Origin of the sequence: Streptococcus sp. 3109 (genome assembly GCF_013276905.1) — a bacterium.
GTDB lineage: Bacteria > Bacillota > Bacilli > Lactobacillales > Streptococcaceae > Streptococcus.
On record NZ_VMLY01000027.1, the window covers coordinates 1 to 17,386 of the forward strand.

A 17,386-nucleotide genomic window follows, 5' to 3' on the forward strand; every position below is an offset into this window, starting at 1 on the left:
CGAAGTCAGCTCAAAACATGGTTTTGAGGTTGTTGATGAAGCGACGCTGACGTGGTTTGAAGAGATTTTCGAAGAGTATTAAATAGCTAGGTCAAACTTCAACTGCGGCTTAACAGGGTCATAATCCACCAAGTCAAAATCTTCTGCTTTGATATCAAAGAAATTGGTCTTATCTGGCACATTCAAGACCAAACGTGGTTGACAGTTTGACGGCTCACGACGGAGCAATTCCTGAGCTTGTTCAAATTGATTGTCATAGATATGGAGGTTATTGATGAAGTAGAAGAACTTTCCAACCTTCCAGCCAAAATGCTTGGCAATCATCATTTGAAGAGCCACATACTGCATCGCATTGATGTGATGGGCCACCAACATGTCATTCGAACGCTGAGTCAAGGTTGCATCCAGATAGATTTCCCCATCTACACGGCGGACATCAAACATGGTCTGAAAGGCGCACGGAAGAAGGCCGTCTGTCTCCTCAAAAGCTTGGTAATCCCAGAGTGATATGATATTGCGGCGATTCCAAGGGTTGGCTTCCAACTGCTTGAGAATCTTATTGATGATGTCGTGTTTCTTAACAACAGCACCATAGCGCTCACCAATGGTTCCTGTATCTCCAACTTCCCAGTCATTCCAATAGTGAACATTGTACTTGTCATTGAGAACTTCTAGGCTATTAGACTGGTCTTGGTAGATCCAGAGCACTTCCTTGATGGCGGATTTGATAGCGATAGGACGTAAGGTTGTGATGGGGAATTCCCCCTTGGCCAAGTCATACTCGGCAAAGGCACCCGTTACATACTTGGAGTTGGCAACTGTCCCATCCTTGTACTTGGGACGGGCCTGCTCAGAAAAGACACCGTCTTTGAGGATTCGTTCAATATTTTCTTTAAAAATCGTATCTGCTTTTGTCATTTACTCTCACCTCATTTATTGTCCTAACTAGTATAGCATAAAAAAAGAAAGGAGGAACATTACTAACTCTAGGTTAGCATTTTTCCTCTTTTATTATTTTATTGCAATACAAGTGATGCTGCTCCGATAACTCCAGCGTCATTTCCTAGAGTTGCAAGAGCCAATTTTGTTGATGTGCGTACTTGTGGGAAACTATTTTCATCGTAAACTTTTTGAACACCTTGTAGAAGGAATTCTCCCGCAGCTGATACACCACCACCGATAACGATTGTTGATGGGTTTAGGATTGATCCAATGTTAGCACAAGCGATTCCCAAGTAACGTGAGAAGTTACGATAAACGATCAAGGCGAGGTCGTCTCCTTCTTTTGCGAGATCAAAAACAGTCTTAGCGGTTACTTCTTCTCCGTTATCAATCAAGCGTTTCAAAGCTGCATCGCCTTCGTATTCATCAGCATAGCGACGAGTCAAATTGACAATCCCTGTTGCTGAAGCAACTGTCTCAAGGCAACCTTTCTTACCGCAGGTACATGCGATTGGTTGGTCAAAGTCAACAGTGATGTGGCCAAGCTCACCTGCTGCACCAGCCACACCGTGAAGCAATTTGCCTTCTGCGACGATACCGCCACCAACACCTGTACCAAGTGTCATAAAGACAACATCTGGTTGGTTATCACCAGCCCCCATCCAGCGCTCACCAAGAGCTGCCACGTTGGCATCATTATCAATGAAGAATGGAATACCCAAGGCTTTTTCAATTTTTTCTTTAATTGGTTGAAGGGTTTTCCAGTTCAAGTTGTAGGCACCAATAACTGTTCCTTTTTCACGGTCAACCACACCTGGTGATCCCATCCCAATTCCTTGGAAGTCCGCTGCTGCCAATCCAAGCAAGTCCAAACGGTGTTGAATAGACTCAATCATATCATCTACGATATGACTTCCCTCATCCAAGATGTTAGTCTTGATAGACCATTTTTCTTGGATTTCTCCTGTTGTTGTCAAGATTGCAAATTTGATAGAAGTTCCACCAAGGTCAATCCCAATAATCTTTTGACTCATCATATTCTCCTTTTTCATTGTGTAGTAATTGAAAATGCTTACAGTACTAGTATATCAAAATTCAGTTACTTATGCAAAGGTTTGCATTAACTTTCTGAATTTTATCTGATTTATGGTTTCCAGAGACCTGAGTCATCTACATAGTAGCGACCTCCATCAACTCGCTCATTTTTAGCCATTTTACCATCTGATTTCAAATAGTAATTTCCTTGCCATGCATTGCGAGCGTATGAACCATCAGATTTCAAATAATACCAAGCTTGATAAGAAGAGTCATAAACCCACTCACCTTGTGCCATTTTACCGTTTGACTTAAGGTAGTAAGCTCCTTGCCATGCATTCTTTGCATAAGATCCATCTGATTTCAAATAATACCAAGCTTGATAGGAAGAATCATAAATCCATTCGCTCTGTGCCATTTTACCATCTGATTTCAGGTAATAGCTTCCCTGCCATGCATTTTTCACTGGATTTCCATTTCCATCAAAATAGTACCAAGAACCGTCCTGCTTAACCCAACCACTTGTTATTGCTGAACTTGTATCAGTTTGAGCCACAGTTGCTTGTTTTGATTTAAAGACGCCCTTAGAGGCATTTCCCAATTCGCAAGCCACACCATCATGATCACGGTCTAACTTGGCAGAATAACCAGGGTCTCCCTCATGAAGATCTGAATAGCCATTAGTCCAAGCTTCCTTACAGCTAGAAAAATGGATGTTTTCTTCTGCTAAAACTGGTTGTGAAAACAAAGCTAAAACTGGCAAGGTAGCCAGACTCATTTTTAAAAATAGACGTCTATTCATTTCCTTCTCCTATAACAATGTTATCGATTTCAATATTATTTTATCAAACTTATTTCAGCAATTCAAGAGTCTCTGTGGGCTTATCCTTCAATTGATTCCGAACTTCTTTCCAAGACTCTGCTGACTGCCCTAAACCGTGTAAAAATACCAGTTTCATCTAGTTCTCCTCTAGGCTTAATTCATACAAGCCTCTCACTGCATTACAGCCGTAAATAGCTTCTGCTTGGGCTAAGTCTTTTAAGGTCAAGACTTTCTCTTCTACCTGTCCTGTTTCCAGCAAATGCTGACGGTAAATTCCTGGCAAGATTCCAAGTCGGATAGGCGGTGTGTAAAGTTTCCCATCGACTTTCAGAACCAAATTTCCGATAGAGGTTTCAAGAAGTTTTCCTGACTTATTGTGGTAAATCTTCTCTTGTTCCCCTAAGCTCAAATGCGGTCGGTGGCTTGTTTTAAAATAGGTAAATGCTTGCTGCAAATTGGCTTCCTGAAGGCAAAGTTGAGCTTGACAGAAGCTTGAACTAAGGGGTGTTAATACTTGACGATTGACTTCTATCTCTCCAGATTTGCTAAGGCTAATTCGCAAGCGGTAATCTTGATTAGCATCACAAGCTTGGCACTCCGCCTCTATCTTTTGTCTTAAGCCTTCTGCATCATAAGGATAAGCAAAATATCGACTGGTTTTTCTCAGTCTTTCCAAATGTTGTTCTTCAAATAACAAGTTCTTCTGGCTGATCTTTCCAGTAGTAATCAGTTTGAAACGAGCTTGTTTCCGATAGAGAACAGCAGCCTTTTGATGAACTTCACGGTATTCAGACTCCCAGGTGCTATCCCATGTAATGCCTCCACCAACTCCATAGATGGCTTTCCCTTGATGCAGTTGAATGGTCCGAATGGCAACATTGAAAATCCGTCGTCCATTTGGAAGCAAGAGACCAATGGTTCCACAGTAGACTCCACGTGGTTGTGGCTCCAAGTTCTTGATAATCTCCATTGTCGCAATTTTCGGAGCTCCCGTTATGGAACCACAAGGAAAGAGTGAGCGGAAGATTTCAACAAGGTCAACATCCTCTCGCAACTGACTCTTGATGGTCGAAGTCATCTGCCAGACAGTCGAATACTGCTCCACTTGACACAGACGCTCCACATGCTCACTTCCCACTTCAGAAATACGGTTCATATCGTTGCGCAAGAGGTCCACAATCATCATATTTTCAGAGCGATTTTTAGAATCCTGCTCCAACCAGCTAGCCTGTTCAAGATCTTCTTGGTCAGTCATGCCACGCTGAGTCGTTCCCTTCATTGGTCGCGTTGTCAACTCGCGGCCATTCTGCTCAAAAAAGAGCTCTGGGCTCATGGAAATCACTGCCATCTCGTCATGTTCAACATAAGCATTGTAACCCGCCTCCTGCTCTACCACCATACGATTGTAGATGGCAAAAGGATTGGCACTTAATTTTTGCTTGAGTTGGACTGTGTAGTTGACCTGATAGGTGTCTCCCTGGCGCAAATGATGGTGAATCTGTGCAATAGCCTTTTCATAGTCTGCTGCAGACGTTACTTCCTGCCAGTTTGAAGGCAAATCAACCTCGTCATAAATCAGAGAAATAGGGGATGTTTCTACACTATCATGAACTGTAAAATATAGCAGATACTCTGCCAGTAAAGGAGCTTTATGAACTGCTAATTTCTCCTCAAAAGCAGGTGCAGCCTCATAGCTGACATAGCCCACCACATAATAGCCCTGCTCTTGGTATCTTTCCACTTGTGCTAACAAGGCTGTTACTTCTGTTAAATCTCTGGTTTTCAACTCTTTGATAGGCTGGGTAAAGGTGTATCTCTCCCCTAAAGCCCTAAAATCAATCACTGTTTTTCTATGCATACCTTAAGTATAGCATAAAAAGGCAGATACAGCCAAGCTGATCCACCTTTGTAATGATTTTGTTAGCACTATGCCTGTGATTCATTGAAGAGATTCCCAGAGAAACCGTCGGATTTGTACAAGAGTTGTTTGAAGACTTTCTCTTTCAAGCCTACAGTATTTCTATATTTACGCTCTACTTTAGAATCGTTCAATTCAGCTAAATCTTTTTCAACAGCAGTACTGAATAGAGTCTTCAATCTGTCATAACTTGTAATCGTTTCACCATTAATTTCAATGGCAGTGAATCCATTATGAGCTTTATCTTTAATTTCTTGGAACCAATGTTGCTTCCAATCCTCAAGTGTGTTGTATACATTTTTAGATACTTTCTTAATAATAAATTTATCACTTAAATTGTTTTCACCATCCTTTTTCACTTCACCTTTATATTTATTGGAAACATATCCAATAAATCCATTTTCATATCCGAAGTAACCCCACATACGGAAAGCATTGTGTTTGAATGATAGGGCTCCCGGAGCACCATCACTAGTATTACCACCGTAGATACCGGTCATCATATTAACGTTAACGTATGCAGATCTAAAATCTTCAGGACGATACACCCCGTTACCTGGAGCACCATGTTTTGTAATAAAGTTATTGTTAACTAAATCATTAATATTATTCAACTCAAGTGCTTTTTCTTGTTCGCTTAAGTCACGCACTTCATCCCATTGGTTAGGTCCAACTAGATGTTTATTATCACCATCAGTATGACGCATTTTCTTATCAACTTTCTTAAACCATTTACTATTATCACCATTAAGTTTCCCAATAACTGCATCAGCTTCAAGATAATCTAACATCATCAGTGCCTCATTATAGTTCTTCATATAGTGGTCAATTTCTTTACGTGATTTAAGATTATTAGGGTTATAATTATACCATTGATTTCCATCGTTTTCACGTTCAAAAGCCATATTTAGTCCTAAAGCACCATACTCACCTTGGTGACCTTGAGTAGCAGGTGATTGAAGCATACCTTGTGCGAAGGCTTCTAAGAATGTACCTTCTCGGTGTGTGTACCCTCCATAATAAACTACGCGGTCATTTATGTGAGTAGTTTCATGTGTAAATGCTGAGGATCCATACTCGCTAATCATATCAGACATAACAAATACAACTTTTGCACGATTATCATTCTTATCATCATAATAAGTTGCATAGGCTCCGGCAACAGCCCCATTAGGACCGTAATGCTCACCTACAGGGCCATAAAGTTCACGGGTTGGAGCATAAATACCTTTACCATCTTCAAACTTACCATATTTATCCATCCATTTACCCCAATCATGTCCCCAAACTTGGTATCCTTCCCAAACAGGAGTAACAATCTCTTTTGCCAATAAATTCTTAACATTCTCATTTGCAAGTCGGTACCAGAAATCAAGATAGTTAAGATGCCTATTTGCCGCCAAATCAATTTTATCTTTGAAATTTCCAAGTGTCGTATTGTATTTATTAGCTGTACCAAATGAAATTGTGTTATACGTAGAAATCAGGAATGCTTGTGTTTTCTTTAGATTTAAAAGTGGAAGAATCATCTTCTGATGATATCCTTTGGATAGATTATCAAATGCTCTATATTTAGCATTTTTAAGACCTTCTTCACGAGATTGTTTTTCAACAACGTATACTTTACCTTCAGTCGCATGAATAAACCAATCATTTATATTTTTATCTGAAGTTAAAAGTTCCATATTGTATTTTAAGAAGTCAATTAAGTTACCCGAGCGAGTAGAAGCACTCAAAACTTCACGGAATGCATCATGTGTACGATGACCTTTAAGATTGTTCTCTTTAGAGCCAATTTCAATCAATCGATCTAATACATCTATATTTTTACCATAGAAATCTGGTTTAAATAGCATTAATTCTTTAATGTTAACATCTCCAAATCTAACTCCATAGTAGCGGTTTAGATAAGTTAATCCCAGCATCAAAGCTGCTTTATTTTTCTCAACTTTATCTAAAATCATTTGACGTACAGCTAGAGAATCATTTAATTGGTGATCTTCATTTTGAACTAATTTAGTCACCAGTTCTGTTAAATTATTCTTCACATAGTCAAAACTTTCTTCTAAGTAAAGATCCTTAACAGCGTTAAATCTTCCTTCTCCCGGTCTGTTGAAGTGTTTATAAATAATATCTGATTGTAATTCAATCGGACTTAATTTTGAAACAATACCCTCTATTAATTCATCATGATTTTTTTGAACAATATTTGGTGTATATTTAATTCCTAGACCCGTTACAGTGTATTCTTTAACATTACTTAATCCTTCTGTACTGCCAGATAGATTTAAGTATTCTTTTGTTCCATCCGCATAGTGAATCATAATTTTATTCACTTCTTCTAAATTTGTAACGAATTTTGTATCATGCATTGGTGTTACAGAAAGAACTTCTTTCGTATTTAAGTTATGTGCTTTATCCAATTTATTAGCTTGATGTACAATATATTCTTTATTATAGAATGGTTGTAATTTTTCAAAATTCTTATATGCTAATTTATATTCATCGTTATAATCTTGGATTTGATCATAAGCAGAATTTTGAGACACTGTTGCGTTTAATGTAGCCACTAGTGATTTTTCGCTTTCAAAAGTATTAGCTGTAATATTATAGCTAGCTACTTTTTCATCAGCTTCTTCTTTTGTCAATTCAATTTGTTTATTAGGATATTTAGTGTATGACTTTTTACCTTCACTATATCCAGCTACACTGTATAATTTATCAATTTGTGGATGTGCATAATCATCATCAATATCATTTGAACCAAATAACATTTCTGCATTTTTCACTTTTACATAACTAACATTATCTTTTACTGTACCAAAAGGCCATGTCTTACTTGCAAACGCTCCAGTTTGTACTGGCGTAACTACATTAATCATTCCTTTGGCAACAGATTTGGTCAAGTTTCCTTTAGTTCCAGTTAAATAATCGCCTACCATTCCGTATTCAACATATGGAATTAGTGAGCTTGCTCTTACGTTATTACCTGTTAATATTGCATCTACATAAGTTCTCGTTACAATACCTCGATAGTTTTTATCGGCAATACCACCTAATGCTGAACCATTTTCACTTGTAGAATGTAGTTTACCAATAAAGGCAACATTTTCAATGCGAGTTCCCTCGTTCATATAATTAACAACACCTGCTACATTATTACGTCCAATAACAGAACCTGTAATTTTCACATCTTCAATGACAGAAGTTCCATTCATTGTATTGGCTATTGTAGCAACACCATCATCATTTTTACGATCGATATCTACATCTTCAAAATTAATATTTTTTATAGTAGCATTCTTAATAACATTGAATAAAGGTCGTTCTAACTCTGTAATAGCATAACGTTTTCCGTCTTCACTTAATAATTTTCCTGTAAATTCACTCGTGATATACGATTTTCCATTCGCAGATGCATTTCTAGCACTCATACTTTGACCTAATCGGTATTCTCCTGCTGGATTTTTTTGCATTGCTGAAACTAAATCTTCAAAATCATAATAAACATTTCCGTTAGCTGCAACTGATTTTTCAATGTAATGAGTATATTCAGATTCAAATGTTTGATCTTTTTGACGCCCAACTAAATTATCTGCTGTTGCAGTTACTTTATACATTTGTTTTCCATCAACGGTTACTTCTTCAATATTTTTCACTGCTAATAATGTTGATTTTTGATCATGTGAAGTGACTTTTAAGTAGTATTTACTCTTATCCTCTGGGATTGATTTTAATCTAGATTCATTCGTTTCTGTTTCTTGATCATATTTAATTAAATCCGTTCTTCGAATATCTTTGATTTCAACTTTTTTAAGGTCTAACTGAATTTGTTTATCTTCTAATTTCTCAGTTTCTTCGCCTTCTCCACGATCATAAACCATTTTTGTAGATAGAGTGTAGCCTTTATAATATTTCAAGTCTTTTAATGTTGCTTGTAAATCATTTTCCGGCACGTCAACTTCTTTAACTACTTCACCAGCTTCATTTTTTAAAGCAACTTTAATCGATTTAATCGTAACTCCAGCTGGTTTATTTAAAGTGTATTTAGCGGTAGCGCTCTTCTTCAATTCATCTTTATCTGTTGTATTCCATTGTAATGTTGGTTTTTCTAAACCTTTTGTTCCTTGTTTGATAATTTTATCTTGAGGTTGTAAGATAACTTTTTCTTCTACTGTTGGAGCTTCGTTTGTTTTTTCTCCGCGAATCGTTTTATATGTCTTGGTAATTTGTTTCTTGCCATCTACACCTTCTTGAGCAACTTTAGTTGTTCCACGTTTTAAAGTGTCATCATCTTCTGTTTTTGTAGCAAAAGGAATGGCTTCTTCTCTTGTTTCAATTGTTGTTCCTTCAACTGGTTTTGTTCCTTTTTTAACGACTTTAGAAACGGCAGGCGTTTTTACTTCTGTAGTTGTAGAAAGAACTTTATCTGTCTCTACACCTTCCACTGTTTCGTAAGTTGTTTTCGTAAGTTGAACTCCTTTAGACCCTTGACGTTCAACAACTTCTTCATCTACATATTTTGTGTCATCCGGAACTACTTCTGTTGTGAAATCTAATTCACTTTCGGTAGACTTCTCAACTGTACCTGTTGTTACTTTATATTCTGGATTTACTTCTTGTACTGGTGCTTGACCTTCTTTGCCTTCTTCTTGCGTCCCCTTAGCTGTTTTGGTCTCCTCTTTTGGTTCTACAGTTTCTTCAACCTTAGTCTCTGGAGATACTTCTTCTTGTTTCGGTGTTTCTTCCGCAGTCTTCTCTTCTTCAGGAGCTTCTGGTTGCTTTTCTGGAGAGACTGGTGCCTTTTCGTCTTCACTTGGCGCGACTGGTTCACCTGCTTGTTCAACTTTTGGTTCCGTTTGTTTTTCTACAGCAGGCGTTTCCACTTTTGGTTCTTCAACAGGTTGATTAGCAGCCTCCTCTTTTGATTCTACTACTGCTGGCTGTGCATCTTCTTGTTTCGGTGTCTCTTCCGATACCTTATCCTCTTTAGGATCTTCTTGTTGTGATGAATCTTTTGGTATCCTTGGTTGCTCAGGTTGTTCTACTGGAGTTACAACTTTTGATTCCTCAGCTGCTTTGTCTGATGGTTGAATTTCCGATTTGACTGGTGCTTGTTCATCTGTTTTTGACTCAACTACTCCACTTACTTCTTCAACTGGAGCTGGTTCTGCTGAAACTTCTTTTTCCTCTTCTACTTTAGGGAGGGTTTCGTCAGTAGGTTTTACCTCCGATTTTGGTTCTTCCTTTGGACTTTCTTCTGTTTTAGGTGCTTCTTCCTTTGGAGCTTCCTCTGTCTCTACTGCTTGGTTTTCTGGCTTAGCTTGCTCCTGATTTGTTGTTACTTGGGGATTCTCAACTTCGACTACAGTCACCTCTCCAGGTTTAGCTGAGGCTTCTTCTAAAACAGTGTCCAAGCCAAGCGTTTTGAGGATGTCACCTGATAGATAACCAACATAGCGATAGCCCTCCATTTCAACAACACCCTCTCGACTAGCCGGTGCTAGAGTAGCAACTGGGTCTACAGCCCCTGCACTAGGAAGAACTACCAATCCCATAGCTCCAACTAGAAAGACGCTAGCAATTTTCTTTCTCTTGTAGATTAAAAGTAAGCTTCCAACAGTCAGCAAACCAAAAGCTGTCAAAACAGATGCTTCTGTCCCTGTTTGTGGCAGCTGGTCTTTTTGGTACACCAAACCATAGACAACTTCATTCCCATCAGGCTTTCCTGTCTGGATTAAATCTTTAGCTTCTTGTGAAATAACCTCTTTATCTACATAGTGATAGGTAGCTGCGTCCACTACAGAAGGAGCCATCAAAAGGCTTCCAAGAAATACAGAACCTACAACTCCCTTAATCTTACGAATTGAAAAACGGTCTTTTTTAAACACTTTCATCTCCTTTATTCATTCTCACGACTTTCTGATAGAATCTTGCGGATAGTGCGCACGCGCACCTCCAATTAATTTTGGACGGCTAGCAAGAGCCGTTACGTGGGCATGGCCAATCTCTCTCAAAAGAGGGCGAATCGGAACCTGAACATGCTTAACATGCATGCCAATTGCAGTATCTCCGATATCCAATCCAGCATGAGCCTTGATAAATTCAACCTCAACTGGATCTTGCATAAACTTGAAGGCTGCCAGCTGACCTGAACCTCCTGCATGAAGAGTCGGAAGGACACTGACAATTTCCAGACCAAACTGCTCTGCCACCTGACGTTCAACAACGAGAGCCCGATTGACATGTTCACAACCTTGAACAGCTAAATGGATACCTCTACTACCTAGAATACCCAAGATAGTCCCCACTATCAGCTCACCAATCTCTTGGCTGGATTCTTTCCCAATCTGACCACCTAGCACCTCACTAGAAGATAGACCTAAAACAAAAAGGGCCCCCTGCTTCAAATTGGCCTTTTCTAAAACATCTTCTACTATCTGACGTGTTTCTCTTTGAATCTGTGTCTCGTTCATCTCTGTCACCTCTTTTGTCACTCTTCTATCATACCGTTTTTTCTTGTTTTTAGCAAGATAGACAACCTAGAAAGCTTTCTCGATTACGCATAAAACTCCCAGAATTGACTGGGAGTTAGCTAGTTTCTATTCTATTTATGTATATTTCAACTGTCGTACCTTTTGAGGGAATAGAATCGATTTTCATCTGGTAATTTTCTCCAAAATGAAGTTTGAGACGCTGATCCACATTTTGCAGACCTACTCCTCCACGTTTGAGTTGACTTTGACTATTGTCTCCAGTAGATTGGAAGCCAACGCCATCATCCTCAATGCGGATGACTAGTCCTCTATCCTGTTTCTGTACAGAAACTCTAATATGTCCCTGGCCTTCCTTCTCCTTGATGCCATGGTAAAGAGCATTTTCCACCAAGGGTTGTAACACCAACTTGGGCAATACTAGATTATCAAAGGCAGGATTTTCCTCAATTGCATATTCCAGTTTATCTCCATAACGCTGTTTCTGGATAAAGAGATACTGGCGGACATGATTGATTTCATCAGACAGGCAAATCAAATCTTTACCTTGATTGAGCGCTAGGCGAAAATAGGTTGCCAAGGACTTGGTCACCTGAACCACACGCTGACTATCCTGAAATTCAGCCATCCAGATGATGGTGTCCAAGGTGTTATAGAGGAAATGGGGGTTAATCTGACTTGATAGGGCTTGAAGTTGGTACTGACGGGTCGTTGCTTCTTGCCTGCGAATATCCGCCATCAGCTGATCAATCTGATCCAGCATGGCATTAAATTGGCGAGTCACTTCTCTCAGTTCATAGGCACCAGTTTCTTTGGCACGAAGATTCTGATTACCAAAAGCAATCTCCAGCATGGTTTCTCTCAAATCCTTCAAAGGAGCAATCCAACGTTTAAGACTAAGCCACACCAAGCAGAGACAGGCAAGAAGAGATGTGAAACTGGCTCCAAGCAAGGTCCACATGAGTTGATTCCGAACCTGATCTAACTTCTCCAACGAAGACACACCTATAACCGTCCAATCTGTTCCTACAATCTTTTCCTGACTGACGTAGGATTGGTGATCTAGCGTATAGCCCTGACCTGTCTCAATATAGGGTTTCATGGCCTCCATTTCGCTAGATGAGCTATAGACTGTATGTTTAGGATGATAAACAAATTCATGGTTTTCATTGATAATAAAGGCAAAACCCTGCTGCCCCAACTGGAGTTGGTTGAGATAGGCTTCCAGAGTTTCATAAGAAATATCCAAACGAAGCACGCCCAAATTAGCTCCCTTCGCATCAACAAGTTCTTGAGTGACAGAAATGACCCATTGACTATCTGATTTACGAGCTGGTATCAAAACGGGCTTAGCTCCCTGATGAATAGCCTTTTGGTACCAGTCCTCAGCCATCATATCAGAGGATGTTTTCATCTGCACACTGTCATCTGTAGAAATGACCTGACCTGATTTAGTCACCAGCACAACAGTTTTCAAGTCCTGGTCTGCCTTTAAGATGGTCAAAAACAAATCTCGGATTCCCTTGACCTTGTCTTGACTTGGATTCTCAGCATAGGCTAGGACATCCGTCTGCTGGGTCAAACTAGTCGAGGTGGTTTCTAATTTTTTGATATAAGACTGGATAAAGTGGCTAGTTTGGCTGATAGTCGTCTGGCTATTTCCCTCAATGCTAGCCTCAATGGCTGATGAACTAGATTGATAGTAGAAAGTCCCAACCAGAGCTAGGAGAATGAGAAAGACCAGAAAGATGGAAATAACCATTCTGACTAGGAGAGAAGAACGCTTCATCGACCTTCCCCCTTCTTAAACTGACGAGGCGTCACACCTGCAACCTGCTTAAAACGTTGGGTAAAATAGTTCATATCTTCAAAACCAACCTTTTCTGCAATCTCATAAATCTTTAAATCTGTGGTCAGAAGCAAAAGCTTGGCTTGTTTGACACGTTCTCTCACCAGATAATCCTGAAAAGGCAGGCCCAACTCTTTCTTAATCAAAGAACTCAGATAAGTCGGACTAAAACCTAAGTCACTGGCTAAAGACTTTAAACTAAACTGACTATCAGCCAGATGAGACTGGATTTTCTGTGCCATGTTTCCTTCAAACTTATCGGTCAATAAATCTTGTAACTGCTCTTCCTTTTCTTCCTTGTCTAGTTTTTGCTTGATTTTCCCCAACATCTCCTCAATATCCTGACGAGAAAAGGGTTTGAGCAGGTAATCATCTACACCTAGTTTGACAGCAGACAAGGCATAATCAAAATCATCGTAGCCTGTCAAAAAAACTAGATGAACCTGAGGATAGGTTTCTCTGACCAGACTGGCCAACTGGATACCATTTAGCTGAGGCATGTTGATATCGGTTAAAATGATATCTGGCACCTGCTTTTGAATCAATTCCCAAGCCTGCCTTCCATTTTCAGCCTGACCGATGATTTCCATATCGTAGGCTGCTACATTGACCAGCTTGGTCAAACCTTGTCTTACCAGATATTCATCTTCTACGATTAAGATTGTGTAGGTCATGCTTCTCTCCTTTGTCACTTACTAGTATCAGTATAGCAAAATTCTCCTTTAACTGCTTAGGAAAGACCTCTTAATCAACATAATCTAGTAAATAAGCATAGCCTTTTTCTTCCATTTGATCTTTGGGAATAAAGCGGATAGAGAGACTATTAATACAGTAGCGCAAGCCACCCTTGTCCTGTGGGCCGTCCGTAAAGACATGGCCAAGGTGAGAATCTCCTACTCGGCTTCTCACTTCCATGCGCGTCATATTGTAGGACTTATCTTCCTTGTAGGTCACAACATCTGGACTGATGGGTTGGGTGAAACTAGGCCATCCGCAACCAGACTCAAACTTGTCCTTTGATGAAAAGAGGGGTTCGCCAGTTGCCACATCCACATAGATACCGGATTCAAATTTATCCCAGTAACGGTTTGAAAAAGCTCGTTCTGTTTGATTTTTCTGGGTGACTGCATACTCCTCAGGTGACAAGGTCTTTTTCAATTCCTCATCACTTGGTTTGGGGTATTTGCTGGCATCAATGACGGGATAGGCCGCCTGATTGACATTGATATGGCAGTAACCATTTGGATTTTTCTTGAGATAGTCTTGGTGGTAATCCTCAGCCACCACAAAATTCTTCAAGGGCTCCTTTTCAACTGCCAGAGGTTGGTCATAATTCTTAGCCACCTCATCAAAGACTTGATTAATCACCTCTAAATCCTTGTCATCTGTGTAATAAACACCAGTACGGTACTGGGTTCCCACATCATTTCCTTGTTTATTTTTGCTGGTTGGATTGATAATGCGGAAATAATGAAGCAGGATTTCCTTGAGAGAAATTTGATTAGCATCATAGGTAACATGAACAGTCTCCGCATGACCTGTTTGGTTAATCAATTCGTACTTGGTTGTTTCCCCTCTACCATTTGCATAACCTGAAACGGCATCTGTCACTCCAGGAACACGTGAGAAATATTCCTCCACTCCCCAGAAACAACCTCCAGCTAGATAAATTTCGTGCAAGTCTGCGTCTTTACTAATTTCTGTTTTTTTCACTGTTTTTCCTCCTTGGCTAACTGCCGCTTTCTCAATTTGCGAGGCATCTGTCTGCCCTGCATTTCGCATCAATAGAAAATAGAAACCGGTTATGGCTAGGAAAAAGATTCCTGCCAAGACAAACAATTTTACTTTATCATTCATGACCTTTCCCTACCCCATTTCTTTCAATGTTTTTAAAATCATATCCTTATCCATAAAACCTGGTTGCGTTTTGACCAGCTTTCCTTCCTTGTCTATAAAGGCTTGAGTTGGGTAAGAACGGACACCATAACTTTCCAAAAGTTTGCCTGATGGGTCAACTAGGACTGGGAAATTTTTATAATCCAAGCCCTTATACCAATTCTTAAAGTCCGCTTCAGATTGCTCTCCCTTGTGTCCTGGTGACACTACTGTCAAGACAACATAGTCATATCCAGCTTCTTTAGCGATTTCGTCCGTATCTGGAAGGCTAGCTAAACAGATGGAACACCAAGAAGCCCAGAATTTAAGATAGACTTTCTTTCCCTTATAATCAGACAAGCGGTAGGTCTTGCCATCTACTCCAGTTAGCTCAAAATCAGCCACCTCTTTCCCTTTAGCCGTGCTTGTTTTACTAGCTGTCTGCTCCATCTTCATCTCATCTTTCATTTGGTGTTCACTGGTCATGGACTTGCCTGAACAAGCCGTCAAACAAAGGAGCGAACCTGCTCCAAGAACACATGTTTGCCATTTTTTCATACTGATATTCCTTTCCATTTTTATTCAAATAATTGACTTAAAATTGAAGCATTTCCAAACAGAACCAAGATTCCCATCAGGATAATGAGAAACCCACCCACTTTTTTGAGGATTCCGAGATAAGGATGGAGTTTTCGGAAATGTTTCAAAACATAGCTAGAGGCCAGAGCTAGAACCAAAAATGGTAGCGCCAAACCCAGCGTATACACCAACATGAGACCAGCTCCCTGCCAAGCACCTGAGCCACCTGAAGCCGCCAAGGCTAAAACAGACCCCAGAACCGGCCCCACACAAGGTGTCCAAGCAAAACTAAAGGTCAAACCCAGCAAAAATGCCTGACTATAGCCCTTACCATGTTGCCCCTGTCTTTGCAGTTGTAACCTCTTTTCCTTATAAAGCCCCTTAAAGTGTAGAATCTCCATCTGGTGCAAGCCTAAGAGAATGATAACCGCACCCGTCACATATTGGAACCAAGAAGCATAAAGCAAATCGCCTAAAAAACCAGCTCCATAGCCCAACAAAATAAAGATAAAGGAAATCCCCGCTATAAAGGCCAGCGTTCGCAATAAACTAGTAACTGAGATTGAAAATTTGTTGCTAGAAGCCTGAGCACCATCCTTATCATCTAGTAACACCCCTGCATAAACTGGTAACAAGGGTAAGATACAAGGAGAAAAGAAGGATAGAATCCCTGCCAAAAAGACACTTAGAAAAAAGAAAATATGACCCATAAAGTTCCTCCTATCATTTTATTGATAGGTTTATTATACTCCTTCCATTTTCGAAAAAACAGGGACAATGATAGGGAAAAATAGGAATTTAATCAGATGATTTAGAAATCTTAGACAAAAACTATACAAAAACTACCAAAGCACAAAAGCGCATAGTATCAAGGTTCTATAAAGCCTCGATACTATGCGTTTTTGTAATAGATAAATAGTTAGTCTTTTCTAAAGCTCGGATCTTTCAAACTCTGTATACTGGCATTGATCACCGCGCCTAGGATAACAATTTTAGCAATCAAGATAAACCAAAACATCATAACAACAAGAAGAACTGAACCTAAAATTCGGACGTCCACTAAATGATGGACATAGTAATTGAGATAACTAGAGAACAGAGTTAGTAGAACTAAAATCACTAAGAGAACAAAGGCACTGCCTGGTAGGGTATAACTAAGTTTCCTGTTAGATAGATTAGGAAGAAAATAATAAAGCATGACCAAGATAGCAAAGAGGAGAGCGTAAGTCAGAGGACCTGCCAAACCTTGTAAAGCCTGATAGATAATGCCATCTTTTGTCCAATAATGAGCAAGTAAATCCAAAATCATCTGCCCAAATAAGCTCAAAAACAAGGCAAAAGCAAAGAGGAGCTGCAAACCAAAACTGACTAGGAGACTTACCATCTGATGGGAAATAAGTCCACGACTCTTTTCGACGCCATAAGACTTGTTAAAAGCTTTTTGCAAGAAATTCATAGATTTTGAAAAACTCCATAACGCCGACAAGACAGAAAAACTCAATAAACCTGTTGAAGGTTGCGTCAAGACTTCTCTGGCTATTTTTTCCACACCTTCATAGAGGCTCGGGGGCAGGACGTCTTTCATAAAGCCCAGAAATTCTCCCACAGGAATCTGAAAATAAGGGAGGATATTGACCACCACCAAAAGCAGGGGAAAAATCGAAATCAACCAATAGTAGGCTACTGCGACACTGGTCAACTCACTATCTGATGCTTGATAATAATGCAAAAAAGCTTTTACTAAAGGCTTATCTATCAGCTCTTTCCACCACTTCTTCATGTCACACTCCTTCTCTTATAATCTTATACTCAATGAAAATCAAATAGCAAACTAGGAAGCTAGCCGCAGGTTGCTCAAAGCCCTGCTTTGA

At 39.7% G+C, this 17,386-nt stretch carries 12 protein-coding genes and 1 pseudogene; all 13 read right to left on the bottom strand.

The genetic code is table 11. The features are described 5' to 3' along the window. Nucleotides 1-78 precede the first annotated feature (78 nt). A complete protein-coding gene (locus tag HT698_RS09920) occupies nt 79-918 on the bottom strand; it encodes a thymidylate synthase (protein WP_173217716.1) in 840 nt (279 codons plus the stop codon). A 98-nt stretch (nt 919-1,016) separates the two neighbouring features. Continuing rightward, nucleotides 1,017-1,976 (bottom strand): ROK family glucokinase, encoded by a 960-nt coding sequence (locus HT698_RS09925; RefSeq protein WP_112443439.1) that lies wholly within the window; start codon nt 1,974-1,976, stop codon nt 1,017-1,019. 110 nt (nt 1,977-2,086) lie between these two features. Then, nucleotides 2,087-2,779 (bottom strand): excalibur calcium-binding domain-containing protein, encoded by a 693-nt coding sequence (locus tag HT698_RS09930; protein WP_173217718.1) that lies wholly within the window; start codon nt 2,777-2,779, stop codon nt 2,087-2,089. A gap of 58 nt (nt 2,780-2,837) precedes the next feature. Beyond that, nucleotides 2,838-2,936: pseudogene (locus HT698_RS09935) on the bottom strand (alpha/beta hydrolase); the annotation flags it as partial. Next, the gene (pabB, locus tag HT698_RS09940) at nt 2,937-4,658 is read right to left on the bottom strand and encodes an aminodeoxychorismate synthase component I (RefSeq protein WP_173217720.1); all 1,722 of its coding nucleotides are present in this window, start codon (nt 4,656-4,658) and stop codon (nt 2,937-2,939) included. Nucleotides 4,659-4,726: 68 nt separating this feature from the next. Beyond that, a complete protein-coding gene (locus HT698_RS09945) occupies nt 4,727-10,609 on the bottom strand; it encodes a ZmpA/ZmpB/ZmpC family metallo-endopeptidase (protein WP_173217722.1) in 5,883 nt (1,960 codons plus the stop codon). A gap of 21 nt (nt 10,610-10,630) precedes the next feature. Next, nucleotides 10,631-11,194 carry a TIGR01440 family protein gene (locus HT698_RS09950; RefSeq protein WP_173217723.1) on the bottom strand — a complete coding sequence of 188 codons (564 nt, stop codon included), beginning with the start codon at nt 11,192-11,194 and terminating at the stop codon, nt 10,631-10,633. Nucleotides 11,195-11,309: 115 nt separating this feature from the next. Beyond that, complete coding sequence (locus tag HT698_RS09955) at nt 11,310-13,001, bottom strand: sensor histidine kinase (RefSeq protein ID WP_173217725.1); 1,692 nt, start codon at nt 12,999-13,001, stop codon at nt 11,310-11,312. Continuing rightward, entirely contained in the window at nt 12,998-13,735 is a 738-nt protein-coding gene (locus tag HT698_RS09960) for a response regulator transcription factor (protein ID WP_173217727.1), read from the bottom strand. The genes HT698_RS09955 and HT698_RS09960 overlap by 4 nt, the downstream gene beginning before the upstream one ends. 70 nt (nt 13,736-13,805) lie before the next feature. After that, nucleotides 13,806-14,918, bottom strand: a complete 1,113-nt coding sequence (gene msrB, locus HT698_RS09965; RefSeq protein WP_173217729.1) for a peptide-methionine (R)-S-oxide reductase MsrB — start codon at nt 14,916-14,918, stop codon at nt 13,806-13,808. Nucleotides 14,919-14,927: 9 nt separating this feature from the next. Further along, on the bottom strand, nt 14,928-15,494 hold the full coding sequence (locus HT698_RS09970) for a redoxin family protein (protein WP_173217731.1): 567 nt from the start codon (nt 15,492-15,494) through the stop codon (nt 14,928-14,930). Between the two features lie 20 nt (nt 15,495-15,514). Then, on the bottom strand, nt 15,515-16,225 hold the full coding sequence (ccdA2, locus tag HT698_RS09975; protein ID WP_173217733.1) for a thiol-disulfide oxidoreductase-associated membrane protein CcdA2: 711 nt from the start codon (nt 16,223-16,225) through the stop codon (nt 15,515-15,517). A 209-nt stretch (nt 16,226-16,434) separates the two neighbouring features. Next, nucleotides 16,435-17,295 carry a YihY/virulence factor BrkB family protein gene (locus tag HT698_RS09980; protein ID WP_173217735.1) on the bottom strand — a complete coding sequence of 287 codons (861 nt, stop codon included), beginning with the start codon at nt 17,293-17,295 and terminating at the stop codon, nt 16,435-16,437. Nucleotides 17,296-17,386 lie beyond the last annotated feature (91 nt).